Genomic DNA, 14,522 nt, shown 5'->3' on the forward strand with positions numbered 1-14,522 from the left:
CAGATGCTGCTCGGCAACCTGGGCAGGCCGGGAAGCGGTGTGAACCCGCTCCGCGACCAGAACAACATGCAGGGCGCCTGCGACATGGGAGCCCTTCCAGACGTCTACTCCGGTTACCAGAAGGTCACCGATGAAGCGGCCCGAAAGAAGTTCATGGACGCCTGGGGCGTCGATATCGCCGAAGGCGAAGTCGGCTATACCGTCACCGAACTGATGAACGTCCTCGCCGACAACCCCGGCGAGATCAAGGGGCTCTACATCATGGGCGAGAACCCGATGCTCTCCTGCCCGGACCTCCACCACGTCGAGAAGGGCCTTCGGAACGTCGAGTTCATGGTCGTGCAGGACATCTTCATGACCGAGACCGCCGAGCGCGCCGACATCGTCCTCCCCGCTGCCTGCTACGCCGAGAAAGACGGCACCCAGACGAACACCGAACGGCGTGTCCAGCGCTGGAGGAAGGCCCAGGAACCTCCGGGTGAAGTGAAGGAAGACTGGCAGATCATCTGCGAACTCGGCGCGAAGATGGGCTACGCAGAGCAGTTCGCCTACAAGAACCCCGAAGAGGTCTTCAACGAGATCGCCGCCGTCACGCCGTCCTACCACGGCATGTCCTACGAGCGGCTCGACCCGGACGGCCTGCAGTGGCCCTGCCCAACCGAAGAGCACCCGGGGACCCCGATCCTCCACCGGGAGTGGTTCTCCAACCCCGACGGTCTCGGCATCTTCGCCCCGATCGAGTGGAAACCTCCGGCGGAGGTCCCCGATGCCGAGTATCCGTTCGTGCTCACCACGGGGGGGGTCATCTGGCAGTGGCAGACCGGCACCATGACCCGCCGGTCATGGGACCTTGAGAGGGAGGCTCCCACGGGCTGGATTGAGATCAACCCCGAGGACGCACAGGCGCTCGGGATCAAAAATAAGGAAATGGTCCGGGCAAGCACCCGCCGTGGGTCCGTCGACGTTCCCGCAAAGGTGACCCCCGACATCATGAAGGGCGTCATGTTCATGCCGTTCCACTATCGGGAGTGTGCGGCGAACATCCTGACAAACAACGCGCTCGACCCTATCGCCAAGATCCCCGAGTATAAGGCCTGCGCCGTGAAGGTTGAGAAGATCAAGGAGGCGTGAATAATGGCAGGAAAAGGCGATTTACTCTATGCGTGGACGACGGACGAGGGCCTCCGGGAAAAAGCGGAGACAGGCGGGGCGGTCACTGCTCTGCTGCGCCACGCCCTCGAGAGTGGTATGGTCGACGGAGTCTTTGCGGTCCGGAAAGGAGCGGATGTCTACGACGCGGTGCCGGCCCTGATCACGGACCCGGCCGAGATAGGGGGGATTGCCGGTTCGCTCCACTGCGGCACCCTGCTCCTCCCCAAACAGATGCGGCGATGTCTCCTTGCTCCCGATCCGGCTATGCGGATCGCCACCGTCCTGAAGGGCTGCGATGTCAAGGCGATCTACGAGATGGCCAAGCGCAGCCAGGTCAACCTGGACAACATCATCGTGATCGGCCTCAACTGCGGCGGCACCATCCGGCCGGAGACGGCGCGGATCATCGTCCGGGAAAGACTCGGTCTTGATCCCGACGATGTTGTCAAGGAGGAGATCGACAAAGGGAAGTTCATCGTTAAGACAAAAGACGGCCATCATGCCTCGATTTCGATCGACGAACTTGAAGAGGGCTCGGAGGACCTCCTCGGGAACGAGGGGCTCGGCCGCCGGTCCAACTGCCGCCGCTGCGAGATCAAGATCCCGCGCCAGGCGGACCTCGCCTGCGGCAACTGGGGCGTTATCGGTGATTTGGCCGGTAACGCCACTTTCGTCGAGGTCTGCTCCGAGAAGGGCGCGAACCTCCTCAACGGTGCTGTTGCGGCCGGGGCCGTCGCCACCGAGCCCGCAAACCCGAAGGGCATCGAGATCCGCGGCAAGGTCGAGAACGCGATGTTGAAACTCGGCGATAAGTGGCGGGCGCGCTACTTCGGGGCGCTCGGTGAGGGTACGGAACGCTTGAACCGGATCCGTGAGCAGACGAGCCGGTGCATCAAGTGCTATGCCTGCGTCGAGAACTGCCCGATCTGCTACTGCATCGACTGCAGTACGAAAAAGGACTACCTGGTCGAACCGGGTGTGATCCCGCCGCCTTTCATGTTCCACCTGATCCGGTTCGCGCATATCTCCGACTCCTGCGTCAACTGCGGCCAATGTGAGGAACTCTGCCCCGTGGAGATAGCAAACTCGGTTTTTCTCCACGCCATCCAGACCGATCTCGAGAGACTCTTTGGGTTCCACCCGGGAGCGGATATGACCCCGCCGGTGCTTGCGCTCGTCGAGGAAAGTGCGGAGCGTGACCGGCTCGTCTCCACCGGAAGCGATCAGATCTTTGATATCTTTAAATAACGCCGTTCCGAAGGATCGTCGTTCGAGCACCGTGAGGTGCGTTTCCGCCGTTCCGAAGGATCGTCGTTCGAGCACCGTGCGATGTAGGTCGTGTGTGGGGTGCGGGGCCGGGGTCTCTCCGCCGCTCCCCTGGCGCGGTCCCGGCCCCGCTCCCCCATACGGCTGTGGAGTGCGACACCCATACACCGCTGGCCACAGAGACCCGACAACGTCCCTGGTTCCTCGGATATCGCCGGAGAGCACCATACGGACCTCTTCAGGTGCGGGTTTGCGGCCAAGGTCCTCCCTGCAGTCTCGCCTCCTCCGGCTTCTCAAAACGCGCAGGTGTCCTCCAACTATTTCCCCGGGTCGTCTGTTGCCCCGACGCGAGTATACGCGAAAATCCGGAGACCTGCGCGCCCGCCCCCGTGCACCCGCTCAAATACTCTCCAGAAGCCCACCTGTATTCCGCGTAACTTCAAAGGGATGGATGAAACCACGATTTATCGACTCCTCTCGTTTAACGACAGAAATTAACTTACGACAGGGATAAACGCTTTAATTTAGATTGCGCACTCCGTGCGCCACTATCATTTCGAAACCTATTAATAGCACTCTCAGTTTACTGATTAATTAGACCTATACACTCTGATTACTTGATGGTATAGGTAGGACGTTTAGAGAGGTGTATGAAAAATGGTGTTCCATCCTCCAGTTGCTATCGTAGCAAAAGCGGGTGATTCTGGAAAGTATAAAGTCGGACTACCCGTCTGGAACATGATCCTCCGTGGTATCATGTCCGGGGCTTACATCGCTATGGGTGGTGCCCTGGCAACGGTCTGTTCCACCGGTATCATGGCATCCGACGCTGCGATGCGGTTCGGTTTTGCAAGTCCGGGTGTCGCCCAGCTCGTTCTGGGTGCCGTCTTCCCTGTGGGGCTTATCATCACGGTCCTGACCGGTGCCGAGCTCTTCACCGGTGACGCGATGCTCGCCCCCATGGCAGCGTTCATCCACAAGGTCAGCTGGGCAGGCGTGCTCAACCTCTGGCTCTGGGTGTATATTGGAAACTTAATCGGGTCGTTAATCTTTGCGTATATCATGGCATACGGCCCGTGTGTCAGTTTCGACGCCGCCGGAAACGCAACGCTCACGGCGTTCGGTCTACGCGCAATAAGTATCGCGACGGCAAAGACGAGTTACGTCGGCGGTATGGCGCTGTGGTCGGTCTTCCTCAAAGGAATCGCCTGTAACTGGCTCGTCAACCTCGCCATCCTGCTCGGTATCTGTGCCGACGATGCGATCGGTAAGATTGCCGGTATCTGGTTCCCGATCTTCGCCTTCGTTGCCAGCGGGTTTGAGCACAGCGTTGCGAATATGTACTTCATCCCCACGGGTCTCCTCTGCACGGGTCTTGACCCCTCGAAGGCAGTCGATACGCTCACCTGGACGACCATGTGGACCAGCAACATCATTCCGGTCACGATCGGCAATATCGTCGGTGGTCTGCTCTTCGTAGGTATCCTTTACTGGGTCGCGTTCAGAAAGGAAATTGCAGCCCTCAAGTAAACCTGATTGACGATGCAGATCGGAAATATTAAAGTGAGGGTGACGGTCGTTACACTGGCCGTCTTCCTCTTTTTTATGGTCCTGATCGCAGTATACGTCCTTGCTACCGGGGACGTATCCGCGCTGATCTGGAGCGTTCCTGCGGCTGTCATGCTGATCCTCATACCGCTTGCACTTAACTACATGAGCCAGAAGCAGTATGCATCACTGGTGCCGACCTACGAAGCGGAAGCAAGAACCGTCCGGATACGGGAGATCAACCTGAACATGCTCGGGACACCGGTGCGTGTGAAAGGAGTCGTGGAGCGGACGTATTACCAGTTCCTCAACCGCCCGCAGTATCTCGTCGCCGACCGGACAGGCGAGATCTCGGTCAAGATGTTCACCTCCCCCTTAGAAGATGTGCAGAAGGGGGATGTAGTCGAGGTGCTCGGCGTCATCGTCAAGCGCTATATCCTGACCGGGGACGCGGTCATCAATTGTGTATCTATACGAAAAATAGAGAACGTTCAGCAATCCTGACGCCTTCGTGCGTCAAGCAATTCAGTGAAGGGACGGTTGACATCGGATAGCATCCTGCCAACATCACCTTCGCGCGTTGCCCTTAAAACGCCGTGTCAAGCCCGTCATCTATCGATTTTGCCCCTGGCTTTCTATTGAGGTACTCGATATACTCCTCAAAGAGATGGATCCGGGTGCTCACCGGAAACGGGATCCCTATTGTGCTGATGACCGCCTCTCCCGGCTCAAGCGTCTGAATCTCGGTGTCCAGGCGTGAAAGGTCCTGTTTTGCGCTGCTTGCGATGGTGTCGCGGTCCCCCCGGTCGGAGAGCCCCATCACCACGAAGGTGTTAATCTGGGCCAGAACCCGGGCATCGATATTCTTCGGCTGCTGGGTGACCACACAGAGCCCCACACCGAACTTCCTCCCCTCCATCGCGGCTTCCCGAAAGATCTGGGTGCTCCCCGGCCCCGACCCAAGAACCCGTTGCGCCTCCTCGATGGTGATCAGCACCTGTCTTGGTTCCTCTTCGCCCCCGGCCCCTTCTCCCTGGTGGTTGCGCATAATCTTGCGCGTTATGATGGAGAGCACGAAGAGTTCGCTCTGTTCGCTCATCCCCGGGATATCGATCAGGACGACCTTGTTCTCGTGGAGTTTCTGGAGGATATCGGGGATCGAGGAGCCGCTCTGCCGGAGGAACCCCCTGTTCCGGTTGAGCATGCCGGTGATGCGCCGTTGCATGACCGAGAGCGTGCTCGGCGCGAAGTTCTTTACGTCGCGGGCAATCCGGGGGTGCCGCCCGCTGTAGGTCCCGGCGTCAAAGGTTGCAAAGTCGGTGTTCTGGAAGAAGTCGATCACGTCGGAGCCCGGCGTGCTCTCGAGCATCTCCACCACCTCGCGCTGGGGCGGGGAGTGTTCGTAGAGCAGGAGGAGATCGGGCGCCCGGAAGTCGTTGTAATCCAGGTAGAGCTGGTCCAGGTGGTACCTCTTCCGGAACTGCTCCGACCGTGTGGAAAAGACGGAGAGCCCGTCCCTGCCGGCCTGGTAGTGCAGGAGCCCCCGGGTGTCCTTGCCGCTCGACGACCGCCCGCCGGCCACGTACTCGCCGTGCGGGTCGACGATGAGCAGCCCGAACTCGCGTGCCCGCATACAGGATGCACAGAAGACCTTCATGAAGTTGCTCTTTCCCATGCCGGTCGTGGCAAAGACTCCCATATGCTGCCGCATCACCGCCGCGTGGAGCGCCACTTTCACGTCCTGCAGTACGCCCTGACCGGTCTTCATCACTCCGACCTCGATCTCGCCCATCACCTGCCGCAGGAACGCAAAGTCGCCGGCCTGCGGCCGCTCCACACGGGAAAATTTCGCAGGGATCGTCCGGGGTTTGCGGAAGGCGCCGTCTTTGCTCACGTAACCGAGGGGGATCGCCTCCACGAGGATGAAGACGTCCTCGTCGATATTGTAGAAGTGCTCGGTATGGGGGCGGGTGTCCCACTTCGGGTCGGAGAAGTTACAGTCGTGGAGCAGGTCGCTTATTTTGGCAAAGAACGTCAATCCTTTGACGTGATCGGTGATCTTCAGGATGTCCCCGAGGTAGAGTTCTTCGTCGTGAGGAACGGCAAACCGGTAATTGAGCACCCGGTCCCCGATCAGGCGGTATTTCGAGGCGTCGTCGCCGTCAATATCGGTCAAATTCATCGTGGTAGTCTCCAAAGATGCTGATGTAATCGGCAAGGCTCATCCCGAGCCGGTCCATGCCCCGGAGTATGTCCTGACGGACCTGGCCGATTGTATCCTTTCCGATCCTGGTGGTGAGGTGGGCGTCGAGGAGCGGGTAGGGGTAGCCCGTGACCCTGCCGTCGTCGGCAAAGGACGCAAGCGCGGAGAAGACCTCTTCGACCAGGTCCTGGCTGTAATACTTGGGAATCTCCACCTTGAAAGCCCGCTGCGCCCGCGGGTGCAGCCGCGCTACATACTGCTCGCCCCGCTGCTTCCAGAGGTGCGTCTCCTCCCGGTCGAGAAGGCCTTTTGCGGCGGAGACGCAGAGGTACCAGGGTTCGGGAACCTCGAGGTCGCGGGCAAGCCCTTCCGCCGCCGGGACGATCGGGTGCCCGCCCCCCCAGGTGAGCGACGTCCGTTTCGTCACGGCGGCGACGAGCACTCCCCGGAGGTTGCAGAGATTCAAGAGTCCCTCGATGACCTCGTCGTGGCTTGCGTGGCGGACCTGGAGCGTGCCGTCAAGCACGATGAGGTCGCCGGCGTCGAGTTCCGCGGCCATCTCCGTCGCCGCCCAGTACTCGAGGGTATCCCGCATGACGGCGGCGTTCCGGACCGGATCGTCGTGGTCGAGGTGCACCTTCGGGGGAGCGTGAAAGCAGTCGTGGAAGAGCGCGTCGAAGTCTTCGTTTCCGTTCCCGGGGTTGACGGTGACGACGTGCAGGGGTGTTGTCCGGCGGCAGATGCGTGAGGTGCCGGCATATGAACTGACCGCAGCCCGGACGGCCGCAACGGCAAAACTGCCTGCATCGAGGACGATGGCGTTGCTCCCGTCCACCGCACAGACCACACCGTCGAACTCGGGCCGGCAGCGGTGGTATGACGACGCATCAAAACCGCTGCACGCCGTGAACTGCCCGGAAAGGTCGTCCGGAGCCGCATCCCGGATCTTTCCTGCAACCCGCCGGATCGCATCCCGGTAAAGGGCCTTCTGGTCCATCACTCGCACTCCCTGACCTGGCTTGCCTGGTCCGCCCCCATCTCGACCATGAGCGTCGTCGAGAACTCATCCTGAACCTCGGTGATGTGGGAGATCAGGATAATCTGGGGGAAATGGGCCTCCTGTGTCCTGAGTGCGCAGAGCAGGTTGTTCCGCCGCCCTTCGTCCTGGCTCCCGAAGATCTCGTCGAAGATCAGGAACGTGGAATCATGCACCTCGTTCACTTCGGCAAGGAACCTGGAGAGGGCGATCCGGAGGGCGATGGCGATGTCGTCCTGTTCGCCGCCGCTGAACCGGTCGGCCGGATAGTCGTCTCCCAGGTCGTGGACGAGGACGGTGAAATCGTCGTCGAGCATCACGGTGCCGTAGCGTCCGTCGGTGATCTCGGCGAGCACCCTTCCTGCCTCCTCCTCGATCCGGTCCCTGATCACCTGCAGCAGGTAGTCCGTGTAGTCCTTGATGAGCGACCGGGTCAGTTTCAGGCGCCCGATCTCCAGGGTGAGAGCCTCCTGCTGTCTGGCAAGGTCCTCCGCCCGGGCAAGTTTCCCGGTCTCGGCCTCGATATCCGCTTTCAGGCCGGTTATCCCGGCGGCGATCGCGTACCTCCGCTCCCGTGCCGCCATAATCTCCCGCTCGCAATCCGCGAGTGCCTCCTCCGCCGCCGCGACCATCCGTTCGTCAAAACCAAGGTCGACGATAGCCGCTCTGACCCGGGCGAGTTCGGCCTCCCGGTTCGCGAGAAGGGTCTTCCTGGCTTCCAGCGCATCGAGGAGCCGCGGAACCTCTTCGAGACGAACCCGGAGTTCAAGCGCTTTCCGGTGCGCCGCTTCGGCGCGGCTGCACTCCTCGGTGCAGCGCGCGAAGCGTTCCGGATCGAACGAGAGGCGGATGAGTTCGCCTTTCGCGGATTCCTGCCTCTCCCGGAGTTTTTCGCTCCTTGCAAGAACCGTCTTCTGTTCTTCTTCCAGCGCCGGCCGCCGCAGGAGTCGGGCCTGCGCCTCCGTGTAGGCCCGGAATGCCTCCTCAAGCGCCTGTGCTTCCGCATCAAGGCGCTGAAGGACCTCCTGATCGAACCCGAGTCGGGAGACCTTCGCCTCAATCTTCTCTTTGCGGGCGAGGTAGCCCTCGACGTCGACGATGAGCCGCTGCCGCTCCTCCTGGAGGACCGGGAGGCGGCTGCACTCGCCCCGGAGGGTATCTGCCGTCGCCCGCTTCTCCGCGAGATCCCTGATCCGCTCCTTGAGGGCGGTATGCGCTGCCGGGTCGTAGCCGTCCATGCCGAGCGCCTGTATCGCGTCACGGTGCTCCCCGGCCTCTGCCCGCCACCGCTGCACGGCGCTCGCGCTCTGCTCGTGTCGGGATACATACAGCGCGTGCTGCTCTTTTAAGCGCTGGTACTCGGTGCGCTGCCGGTGCAGGTCCTGCAGGGCGGCGATGAGGCTCTCGCGGTCGGCGGTCGCCTTCGTGTACTCCTGTTCGAGGTCTGCAAGCGCGGCCTGCATCGACGCGGCAGCAGCCGTAAGGTCGCCGACCAGTTCCTCATAGTGTTCGCCGAGGCTCTGGTGGCATGTGGGGCAGGACCCTTCCGGACCCGCAGCGATGATCTCCGCCCGGTGTTCGGCCGTCCGCCGGATCTCTTCGCGGAGTGCCTCCCGGCGTTCGGCGCAGGCACTGATCCGCGAGGTCAGGGAGTCTTTCCGACTCTCCGCGGACTCGATCTTCTCATCGATGGCGTCCATCCCGGCGAGGCGCCGGGCAAGGTCGGCGATCTTACTTTCGAGCAGGCTCATCTCTTCGGATGCGGTGCGGACCTCCTTCAGGCACCGCTCTTCCTGCCGGGCCTTCTCCAGAGCCGCATGGAACGCCTCTTCCCGGTCCCGGAGGGCGTCGAGGCTGCCGATCTCCGTTTCGAGCGCACGAAGGCGCCGTATCTTTTCTTCGATCCCTTCGATCTCGACCCGGTTCTCCCGAACGCGCCGCTCCGTCTGGGCGAATCGTTCGTCCATGCGGGCAAGTTCTTCCCGGAGAGCGTCGTACTCCGGCTGGAGGGCCTTCATAGCCGCGATACGGTCCCGGAGGGTCTGCCGCTCCACGACCTTCCGGGCACGGTCGTCAGCCGTCTTTTCGGCATCTGCAAGTGCGGCGAGTTCTGCTTCGATCTTCGCGCGACGCTCGTCGTACTCCCGGACCTGCTCGTCCACGGTCTTCACTTCGAGGGTCAGGCGGTCCGAGGCGGCCTTCTCCTCCGTCATCGCGGCAACCTCCGCCTTCAGGGGTTCGTAGCGCCCGGCGAGAGGCCTGAGTTCGTCGAGTTCGGCCTGCAGGTTCCTGCGCTCTGCGACCTCCGCCTCCCTCTCCCGGCATTCGCTTTGGAGCCGTGCGATCTCGCCCGTGAGCCCCTCGTCTTCCCGCGCGAGGTTCAGGTACCGGTCGCGGACGGCGAGCAGCCGGTCGCGCTCCGCCCGGGCACGTTCGAGCGCCTCCCCGGCTTTTCTCTCGGCGTCGCCCGCTCGCTCCGCCTCTTCGTCTGCACCGGCGAGATCGGCGCGGAGCGCCGAAATCCGGTCGCGGACGGCGTCGGCATCCACCTCCCGAATGCGGCCGGAGAGTTCCAGAGCGGCGCTTTCCCGGGCATCGATGACCTGTTTGAGGTCTTCCATACTGTCCTTCTTGAGGTAATCGATGCCGAGCACCTGCATGAACCAGTCCTTCCGGGACCCGGCCCTGCTCTCAAGCAGGGTCATGAGTTCCTTCTGCCCGGCGTAGATGGTGTTCCGGAAGTCGCCCGGACCCATGCCGACGATCCGCTGCACCTCCTCTCCCACCTTCTGGACGCTGCTTGCAAGAAGTTTCTGGTTCAGGTAGAGTTTTGCTTCGTGGAGGGTCGAGGAAGGGCGCCGCTTGAACCGGCGGACGACAGCGTACTCGTTGCCGCCGACCAGGAAGTCCAGGCGTACCTCACAGACGTCCTGTGGACCCGCAAAGGAACTGACGATGTAGTTTCCGTCGAGCCCGGTCCCCTGGAGCCCGTAGAGCGCGAAGAGAATGGCGTTCACGATGCTGCTCTTGCCGGTCCCGTTGTTTCCGACGATGCCCGTGATCCCGTCCTGAAAAGTAATCTCCTGGTCGCGAAACCGCTTGAAGTTCCGCATCCGGAGTTTATTCAGCAGCACTCTCTCCCTCTCTATGGCGTGCGATGACCGACCGGAGGACTGCCGTCCCGGTCTTCTTCACGAACTCCTCTTCGCCGGGTGCGAGGTGCTCCCTCTCCACAAAACGCTCGAATTCACCGATATAGTCCACACCGACAAGCGAGTCTTCATAAAAGATCCGGGACGGAGCGTCGACGGCAATCACCTGCAGCTTGAGGTTCAGCGCCCGGCTCCTGACCTCCGAGAGGGCCTTCTGGTCGAGCGCGCGGAGTGTCTCGCGGCGTATCCCGTCGAGCGTGACCTGGCAGATCTGTCGGTCGATCCCGGTTTTATCGGCCGCGTCAAGGATGCCGTCCATGACCTCCCGGGCCGAGAGCCCGTCGCAGTTGATCCGGCCGAGGCTGATCATGGGGGTATGCGGGAGGTCGATATGTTCGACCTCTCCGGAAGCGAGGTCCACGGCGAGGCCGCCTTTGGTCTCTGCGATCTCGCCGTAGTTGCAGTATTCAAGAGACCCGCTGTACCAGGCGTTGTCGGCGACCTGCACCTGGCCGTGGTAGTGGCCGAGTGCGATGTAGTCGAACCGGTCGGAGAGGATCGTCGCGTCCAGTTCATGTTCGGCGACGGTGTGCAGCCGCTTATCCGAGAGAATGCTCGCGAGGCCGTGGGTGACGAGAACGTTTGTGCCGGGAGAGTATGCGATCTCCTCGAACGCCGTGCGGTATCCTTCGGGGAGGAGCATATTCGGTATCAGGTGAAATACGACATCGTCCAGTTCGACCCGCCTGTAGCGGTTGTGGTGGGCGACGTAGAGGTCGTTTGTGCGGTAGCCGCTTCGCTCGAGCACCTCGAATGGTGAGGCCGTGTACCGGGTCTTGGCCATGCTGTGGTTTCCCGCGATCACGAGCACCGGTATCCCTGCGTCCCGGAGGCGGGAGAGAGCGTCGAGCACCGTCGTGTAGGCGCGGGTCTTCGGCTTGACCTGGTGGAAGAGGTCGCCCGCGTGGACGAGCGCATCGGGGTGAAGGTCGATGATCCGGTCGACGGCGGCAAGGAAGTTGTCGTAGACGAGATGTTCGCGCAGGTTCATCCCGGTCTCCGGATCTACGCGGTTAAAAGCCGATAACCCGAGATGCGTGTCTGCTATGTGGACGATCTTCATGCTCCATTACTCTCCATGTCCCCCGTGCATAAATGCCTGATCTCCGTGGCGTGAAAGTGTCCGGTGCCGTCCCGGCGCCCATAATACGCTTAATCTAATATATCCTCACTGATATTTGTATGGTGATCTTTTGTCAAAAAGGGCCGTAGATGCAGTTTTTCAGGCACTCTTTATCCTCTCCGACATCCGGTTCCTGCTTCGGGAGACCGCTCCGGGGCATGACCTCGATGAAACGCAGAAAGCACGTGCTGCAGCCTCCCTTGAGAACGTGAAGCGGCAGATTGCAATCATCGAGGAGGAGTTGATCCGGTGAAATGCGCGGCCGATATCGATGTCCGCGACGTCGAGGAGATGTACATCAACATCGACCCGATCCAGGCGGGTGGGCGGCTCACTCTTGAAGCCATGAAAGCGGCAATTGCTTTCGGCGACGGCTACTCGGTCTGTGACAACTGTCGAAACCCTCCCCGGCTCGACTACATCCGAAACCCCCCCATTGCACAGTTTCACGCCGACCTCGCCGCGTGGCTGAATATGGACACGGCGCGTGTGGTCCCCGGGGCGCGCCGGGGGTTTCAGGCGGTCGCGAGCACCCTCGTCTCGAAAGGCGACCCGGTCATCCTCACGTCGCTTGCCCACTACACCGAGTTTATGGCGGTTGAGGAGGCGGGGGGGGTTCCGCGGGAGATCCCGAAGGACGCAGCGAACCACATCACCCCCGACGCCGTCGCGGAGAAGATCGAGGCGGTGATCCGGGAGTTCTCGAAGACACCGCCCCTGCTCTTCGTCGACCACGTCGACTACCAGTATGGGAACGTCCACGACGTCGCGGGCATCGCGAAGGTCGCCCACCAGTACGACGTCCCGGTCCTCGTCAACGGGGCCTACACGGTCGGGGTCCTGCCGGTCGACGGTAAAGCGCTCGGCGCCGACTTCGTGGTCGGGTCGGGGCACAAGAGCATGGCGGCCCCGGCGCCCTCCGGCGTCCTTGCGACGACGAATGAGCACGCGGCGAAAGTCTTCCGGACGACGCAGGCAAAGGGGGACGTGACGGGCAGGACGTTCGGACTAAAGGAGGTTGAGATGATGGGCTGCACCTTGATGGGCGTCACCGTCGTCGGGATGATGGCCTCGTTTCCCCATGTCCGGGAGCGGGTGCAGCACTGGGAGACCGAGGTGGCGCACTCGCAGTCGGTCGTTGACGCCCTCCTCTCCGTCGAGGGGACGAAGGTTCTCTCGGACTGCCCGAGGCAGCACACCCTGACCCGGATAGACACCCGCGGTTCGTTCGATACGGTGGCGCAGCATCACAAAAAACGCGGCTACTTTCTTTCAAGCGACTTGAAAAAGCGAGGAATCACCGGTGTCATCCCCGGCTCCACGAAGGTCTGGAAGTTTAACACTTTCGGGCTGACCGCAAAGCAGATCCGGCATGTCGGGGAATCGTTTGTCGAGGTTGCCCGGGAGAATGGGCTGAATATTCTCTGAAAATTCTCGGATTTTTTTGGGCGAGTGCGTGCAGGCCGGAGCAAGCCACGGTCTCACGCTCGATGATTTCCTTGCGGACGGTAGTTGGCCTCTAACTTCGGAATCCGCGTATAACCTGGAGTAAGGAGAATGGGCGTCCTGCGAGTCACACCCTCCATGGCTTTTCATCTAAAGTGCATTTCCGATTGAGGAGCCCCTTACCTTTCCTCCTCAATTACCCCGTTCTTTGCGCGGTACCGCCGCACCGTCCCCACCGCCCGTGCCGCGAGGCTCTCCACGTCGATCTCCTCTTCTATCGCCGTGATCGTCGCCGCGGGCGCAGCCGTCGAGGGATAGCGGGGGGCGACCGTGCATTCGACACTTCCCGGCCGGGCCTCGAACGTCCCGATGGCGCGGGCGCGCTCGACGATCTCCGCCTTGTCGGACCCGATGAGCGGCCGGAGCACCGGAACGGAAGCCGCCGTGGCGATCACCGTCATGTTCGCGAGCGTCTGGGACGCCACCTGCCCCAGGTTATCGCCGTTGACGAGCGCGGAGATGCCCCGTTCTTTCGCGAGGATGCTTGCCACCCGGAGCATGAACCGCTTGCAGAGGATGCACCGGTAGCGGGGCTCTTTCAACGCCGTGATCACCTCAAAGAACGGCTCCATATCCACGACGAGGAGGTCGAGGGGGTGCCCTGGAATCCAGCCGGAGAGCCGGGCATGGTTCTGCAGGACGTTCTTTTCCACATCCGCACCCCCGTACCGCCCGCTTTGCATGTGGACGTGCACCATCCGGCACCCCCGGCGCATCATCAGCCACGACGCAACGGGCGAGTCGATGCCGGCCGAGAGCAGGGTCATCACTTCTCCCTGTGTCCCGTAGGGGAGCCCGCCCGGTCCGCGGATCTTCTCATCGCAGACGAGACCGCCGAATTTCCGGGCTTCCACGAAGATCTCGTAGTCGGGCGCCGTCAGGTCGACCCTCGCCTCCGGCACCCGGTCGAGAACGGCCGAGCCGACCGCCGCCGCCAGTTCTTGACTGTTGAATCCCTCGACGCCCGACCGCCGCGCCCTGACCGCAAACGACATCCCCGATCGGAGGCGCCGCTCTGCGTGCTCGACGGCGGCGGCCGCGATGCCGGCGATATCGGCCGTCGTCACCGTACAGACGCTGGCGCTCACCACCCCGAAGGTTCTTGCGGCCGTTACAGCGATCCGCCGCGGCTCGTCGCCGAAGATAAGGACCCGTTCCCGGTGGATCTCGATACCGGGTTTGAGTCCTTCGGCCTCCAGCGCGAGCCGGATGTTTTCGGTCATTGTCGCTGTGAACCGCCGTTTCACCCGCTCGCTCTTGAGGAAGATCTCGCCGTACCCGATCATCACCGCTTCCATGAATCCTTATCCCTCTCCCGGCCGCGTCGGGCCGGATCGGTATCGACCCTGGTGCCGGTCGCCCGGATACCCGAGGGCGCGACTGAAATGGGCCCGCAAGATTCGTGGAATGTCTCAAGCCCGAAATATCCCACCATCTGCTCTTCTTATGCTCGCTCGTCATAGATGAATCTTCGCG

Annotated in this window: 11 protein-coding genes; 6 read left to right on the forward strand and 5 right to left on the reverse strand. The window is 61.9% G+C overall.

Translation table 11 applies throughout. The annotated features are described in order from the left end of the window. From BP737_RS00245 to BP737_RS00260, 4 genes are all read left to right on the forward strand, one after another. A partial coding sequence (locus BP737_RS00245; protein ID WP_292410841.1) for a molybdopterin oxidoreductase family protein occupies positions 1-1,131 on the forward strand: 1,131 nt, incomplete at its 5' end. Positions 1,132-1,134: 3 nt separating this feature from the next. Beyond that, positions 1,135-2,400, forward strand: a complete 1,266-nt coding sequence (locus BP737_RS00250) for a Coenzyme F420 hydrogenase/dehydrogenase, beta subunit C-terminal domain (protein ID WP_292410842.1) — start codon at positions 1,135-1,137, stop codon at positions 2,398-2,400. A gap of 675 nt (positions 2,401-3,075) precedes the next feature. Beyond that, complete coding sequence (locus tag BP737_RS00255; protein ID WP_292410843.1) at positions 3,076-3,948, forward strand: formate/nitrite transporter family protein; 873 nt, start codon at positions 3,076-3,078, stop codon at positions 3,946-3,948. 12 nt (positions 3,949-3,960) lie between these two features. After that, positions 3,961-4,470, forward strand: a complete 510-nt coding sequence (locus BP737_RS00260) for a nucleotide-binding protein (protein ID WP_292410844.1) — start codon at positions 3,961-3,963, stop codon at positions 4,468-4,470. Between the two features lie 82 nt (positions 4,471-4,552). Here BP737_RS00260 and BP737_RS00265 read toward each other — a convergent pair whose 3' ends face one another. The 4 genes from BP737_RS00265 to BP737_RS00280 are packed head-to-tail and all read right to left on the reverse strand — an operon-like array spanning position 4,553 to position 11,480. Further along, entirely contained in the window at positions 4,553-6,148 is a 1,596-nt protein-coding gene (locus BP737_RS00265; RefSeq protein ID WP_292410845.1) for an ATP-binding protein, read from the reverse strand. Beyond that, a complete protein-coding gene (locus BP737_RS00270) occupies positions 6,129-7,166 on the reverse strand; it encodes a DNA double-strand break repair nuclease NurA (protein WP_292410846.1) in 1,038 nt (345 codons plus the stop codon). The genes BP737_RS00265 and BP737_RS00270 overlap by 20 nt, the downstream gene beginning before the upstream one ends. Continuing rightward, the gene (locus BP737_RS00275) at positions 7,166-10,339 is read right to left on the reverse strand and encodes an AAA family ATPase (RefSeq protein WP_292410847.1); all 3,174 of its coding nucleotides are present in this window, start codon (positions 10,337-10,339) and stop codon (positions 7,166-7,168) included. Before BP737_RS00275 ends, BP737_RS00270 begins: the two co-directional genes overlap by 1 nt. Then, a complete protein-coding gene (locus BP737_RS00280; protein WP_292410848.1) occupies positions 10,326-11,480 on the reverse strand; it encodes a metallophosphoesterase family protein in 1,155 nt (384 codons plus the stop codon). Before BP737_RS00280 ends, BP737_RS00275 begins: the two co-directional genes overlap by 14 nt. A 130-nt stretch (positions 11,481-11,610) precedes the next feature. On the opposite strand from BP737_RS00280, the gene BP737_RS00285 reads away from it, so the two are divergent. Next, entirely contained in the window at positions 11,611-11,793 is a 183-nt protein-coding gene (locus BP737_RS00285) for a hypothetical protein (protein WP_292410849.1), read from the forward strand. After that, complete coding sequence (pscS, locus tag BP737_RS00290) at positions 11,790-12,968, forward strand: O-phospho-L-seryl-tRNA:Cys-tRNA synthase (RefSeq protein ID WP_292410850.1); 1,179 nt, start codon at positions 11,790-11,792, stop codon at positions 12,966-12,968. Before BP737_RS00285 ends, pscS begins: the two co-directional genes overlap by 4 nt. Before the next feature lie 197 nt (positions 12,969-13,165). On the opposite strand, the gene thiI is transcribed toward pscS, so the two are convergent. Then, on the reverse strand, positions 13,166-14,344 hold the full coding sequence (thiI, locus tag BP737_RS00295) for a tRNA uracil 4-sulfurtransferase ThiI (RefSeq protein WP_292410851.1): 1,179 nt from the start codon (positions 14,342-14,344) through the stop codon (positions 13,166-13,168). Positions 14,345-14,522 lie beyond the last annotated feature (178 nt).

Source organism: Methanoculleus sp. UBA291 (assembly GCF_002499755.1).
Lineage (GTDB): Archaea > Halobacteriota > Methanomicrobia > Methanomicrobiales > Methanoculleaceae > Methanoculleus > Methanoculleus palmolei.

Coding starts and splice junctions, on each gene's coding strand:
- BP737_RS00250 (WP_292410842.1), top strand. CDS start 1,135: ATGGCAGGAAAAGGCGATTTACTCTATGCGTGGACGACGGACGAGGGC.
- BP737_RS00255 (WP_292410843.1), top strand. CDS start 3,076: ATGGTGTTCCATCCTCCAGTTGCTATCGTAGCAAAAGCGGGTGATTCT.
- BP737_RS00260 (WP_292410844.1), top strand. CDS start 3,961: ATGCAGATCGGAAATATTAAAGTGAGGGTGACGGTCGTTACACTGGCC.
- BP737_RS00265 (WP_292410845.1), bottom strand. CDS start 6,148: ATGAATTTGACCGATATTGACGGCGACGACGCCTCGAAATACCGCCTG.
- BP737_RS00270 (WP_292410846.1), bottom strand. CDS start 7,166: ATGGACCAGAAGGCCCTTTACCGGGATGCGATCCGGCGGGTTGCAGGA.
- BP737_RS00280 (WP_292410848.1), bottom strand. CDS start 11,480: ATGAAGATCGTCCACATAGCAGACACGCATCTCGGGTTATCGGCTTTT.
- thiI (WP_292410851.1), bottom strand. CDS start 14,344: ATGGAAGCGGTGATGATCGGGTACGGCGAGATCTTCCTCAAGAGCGAG.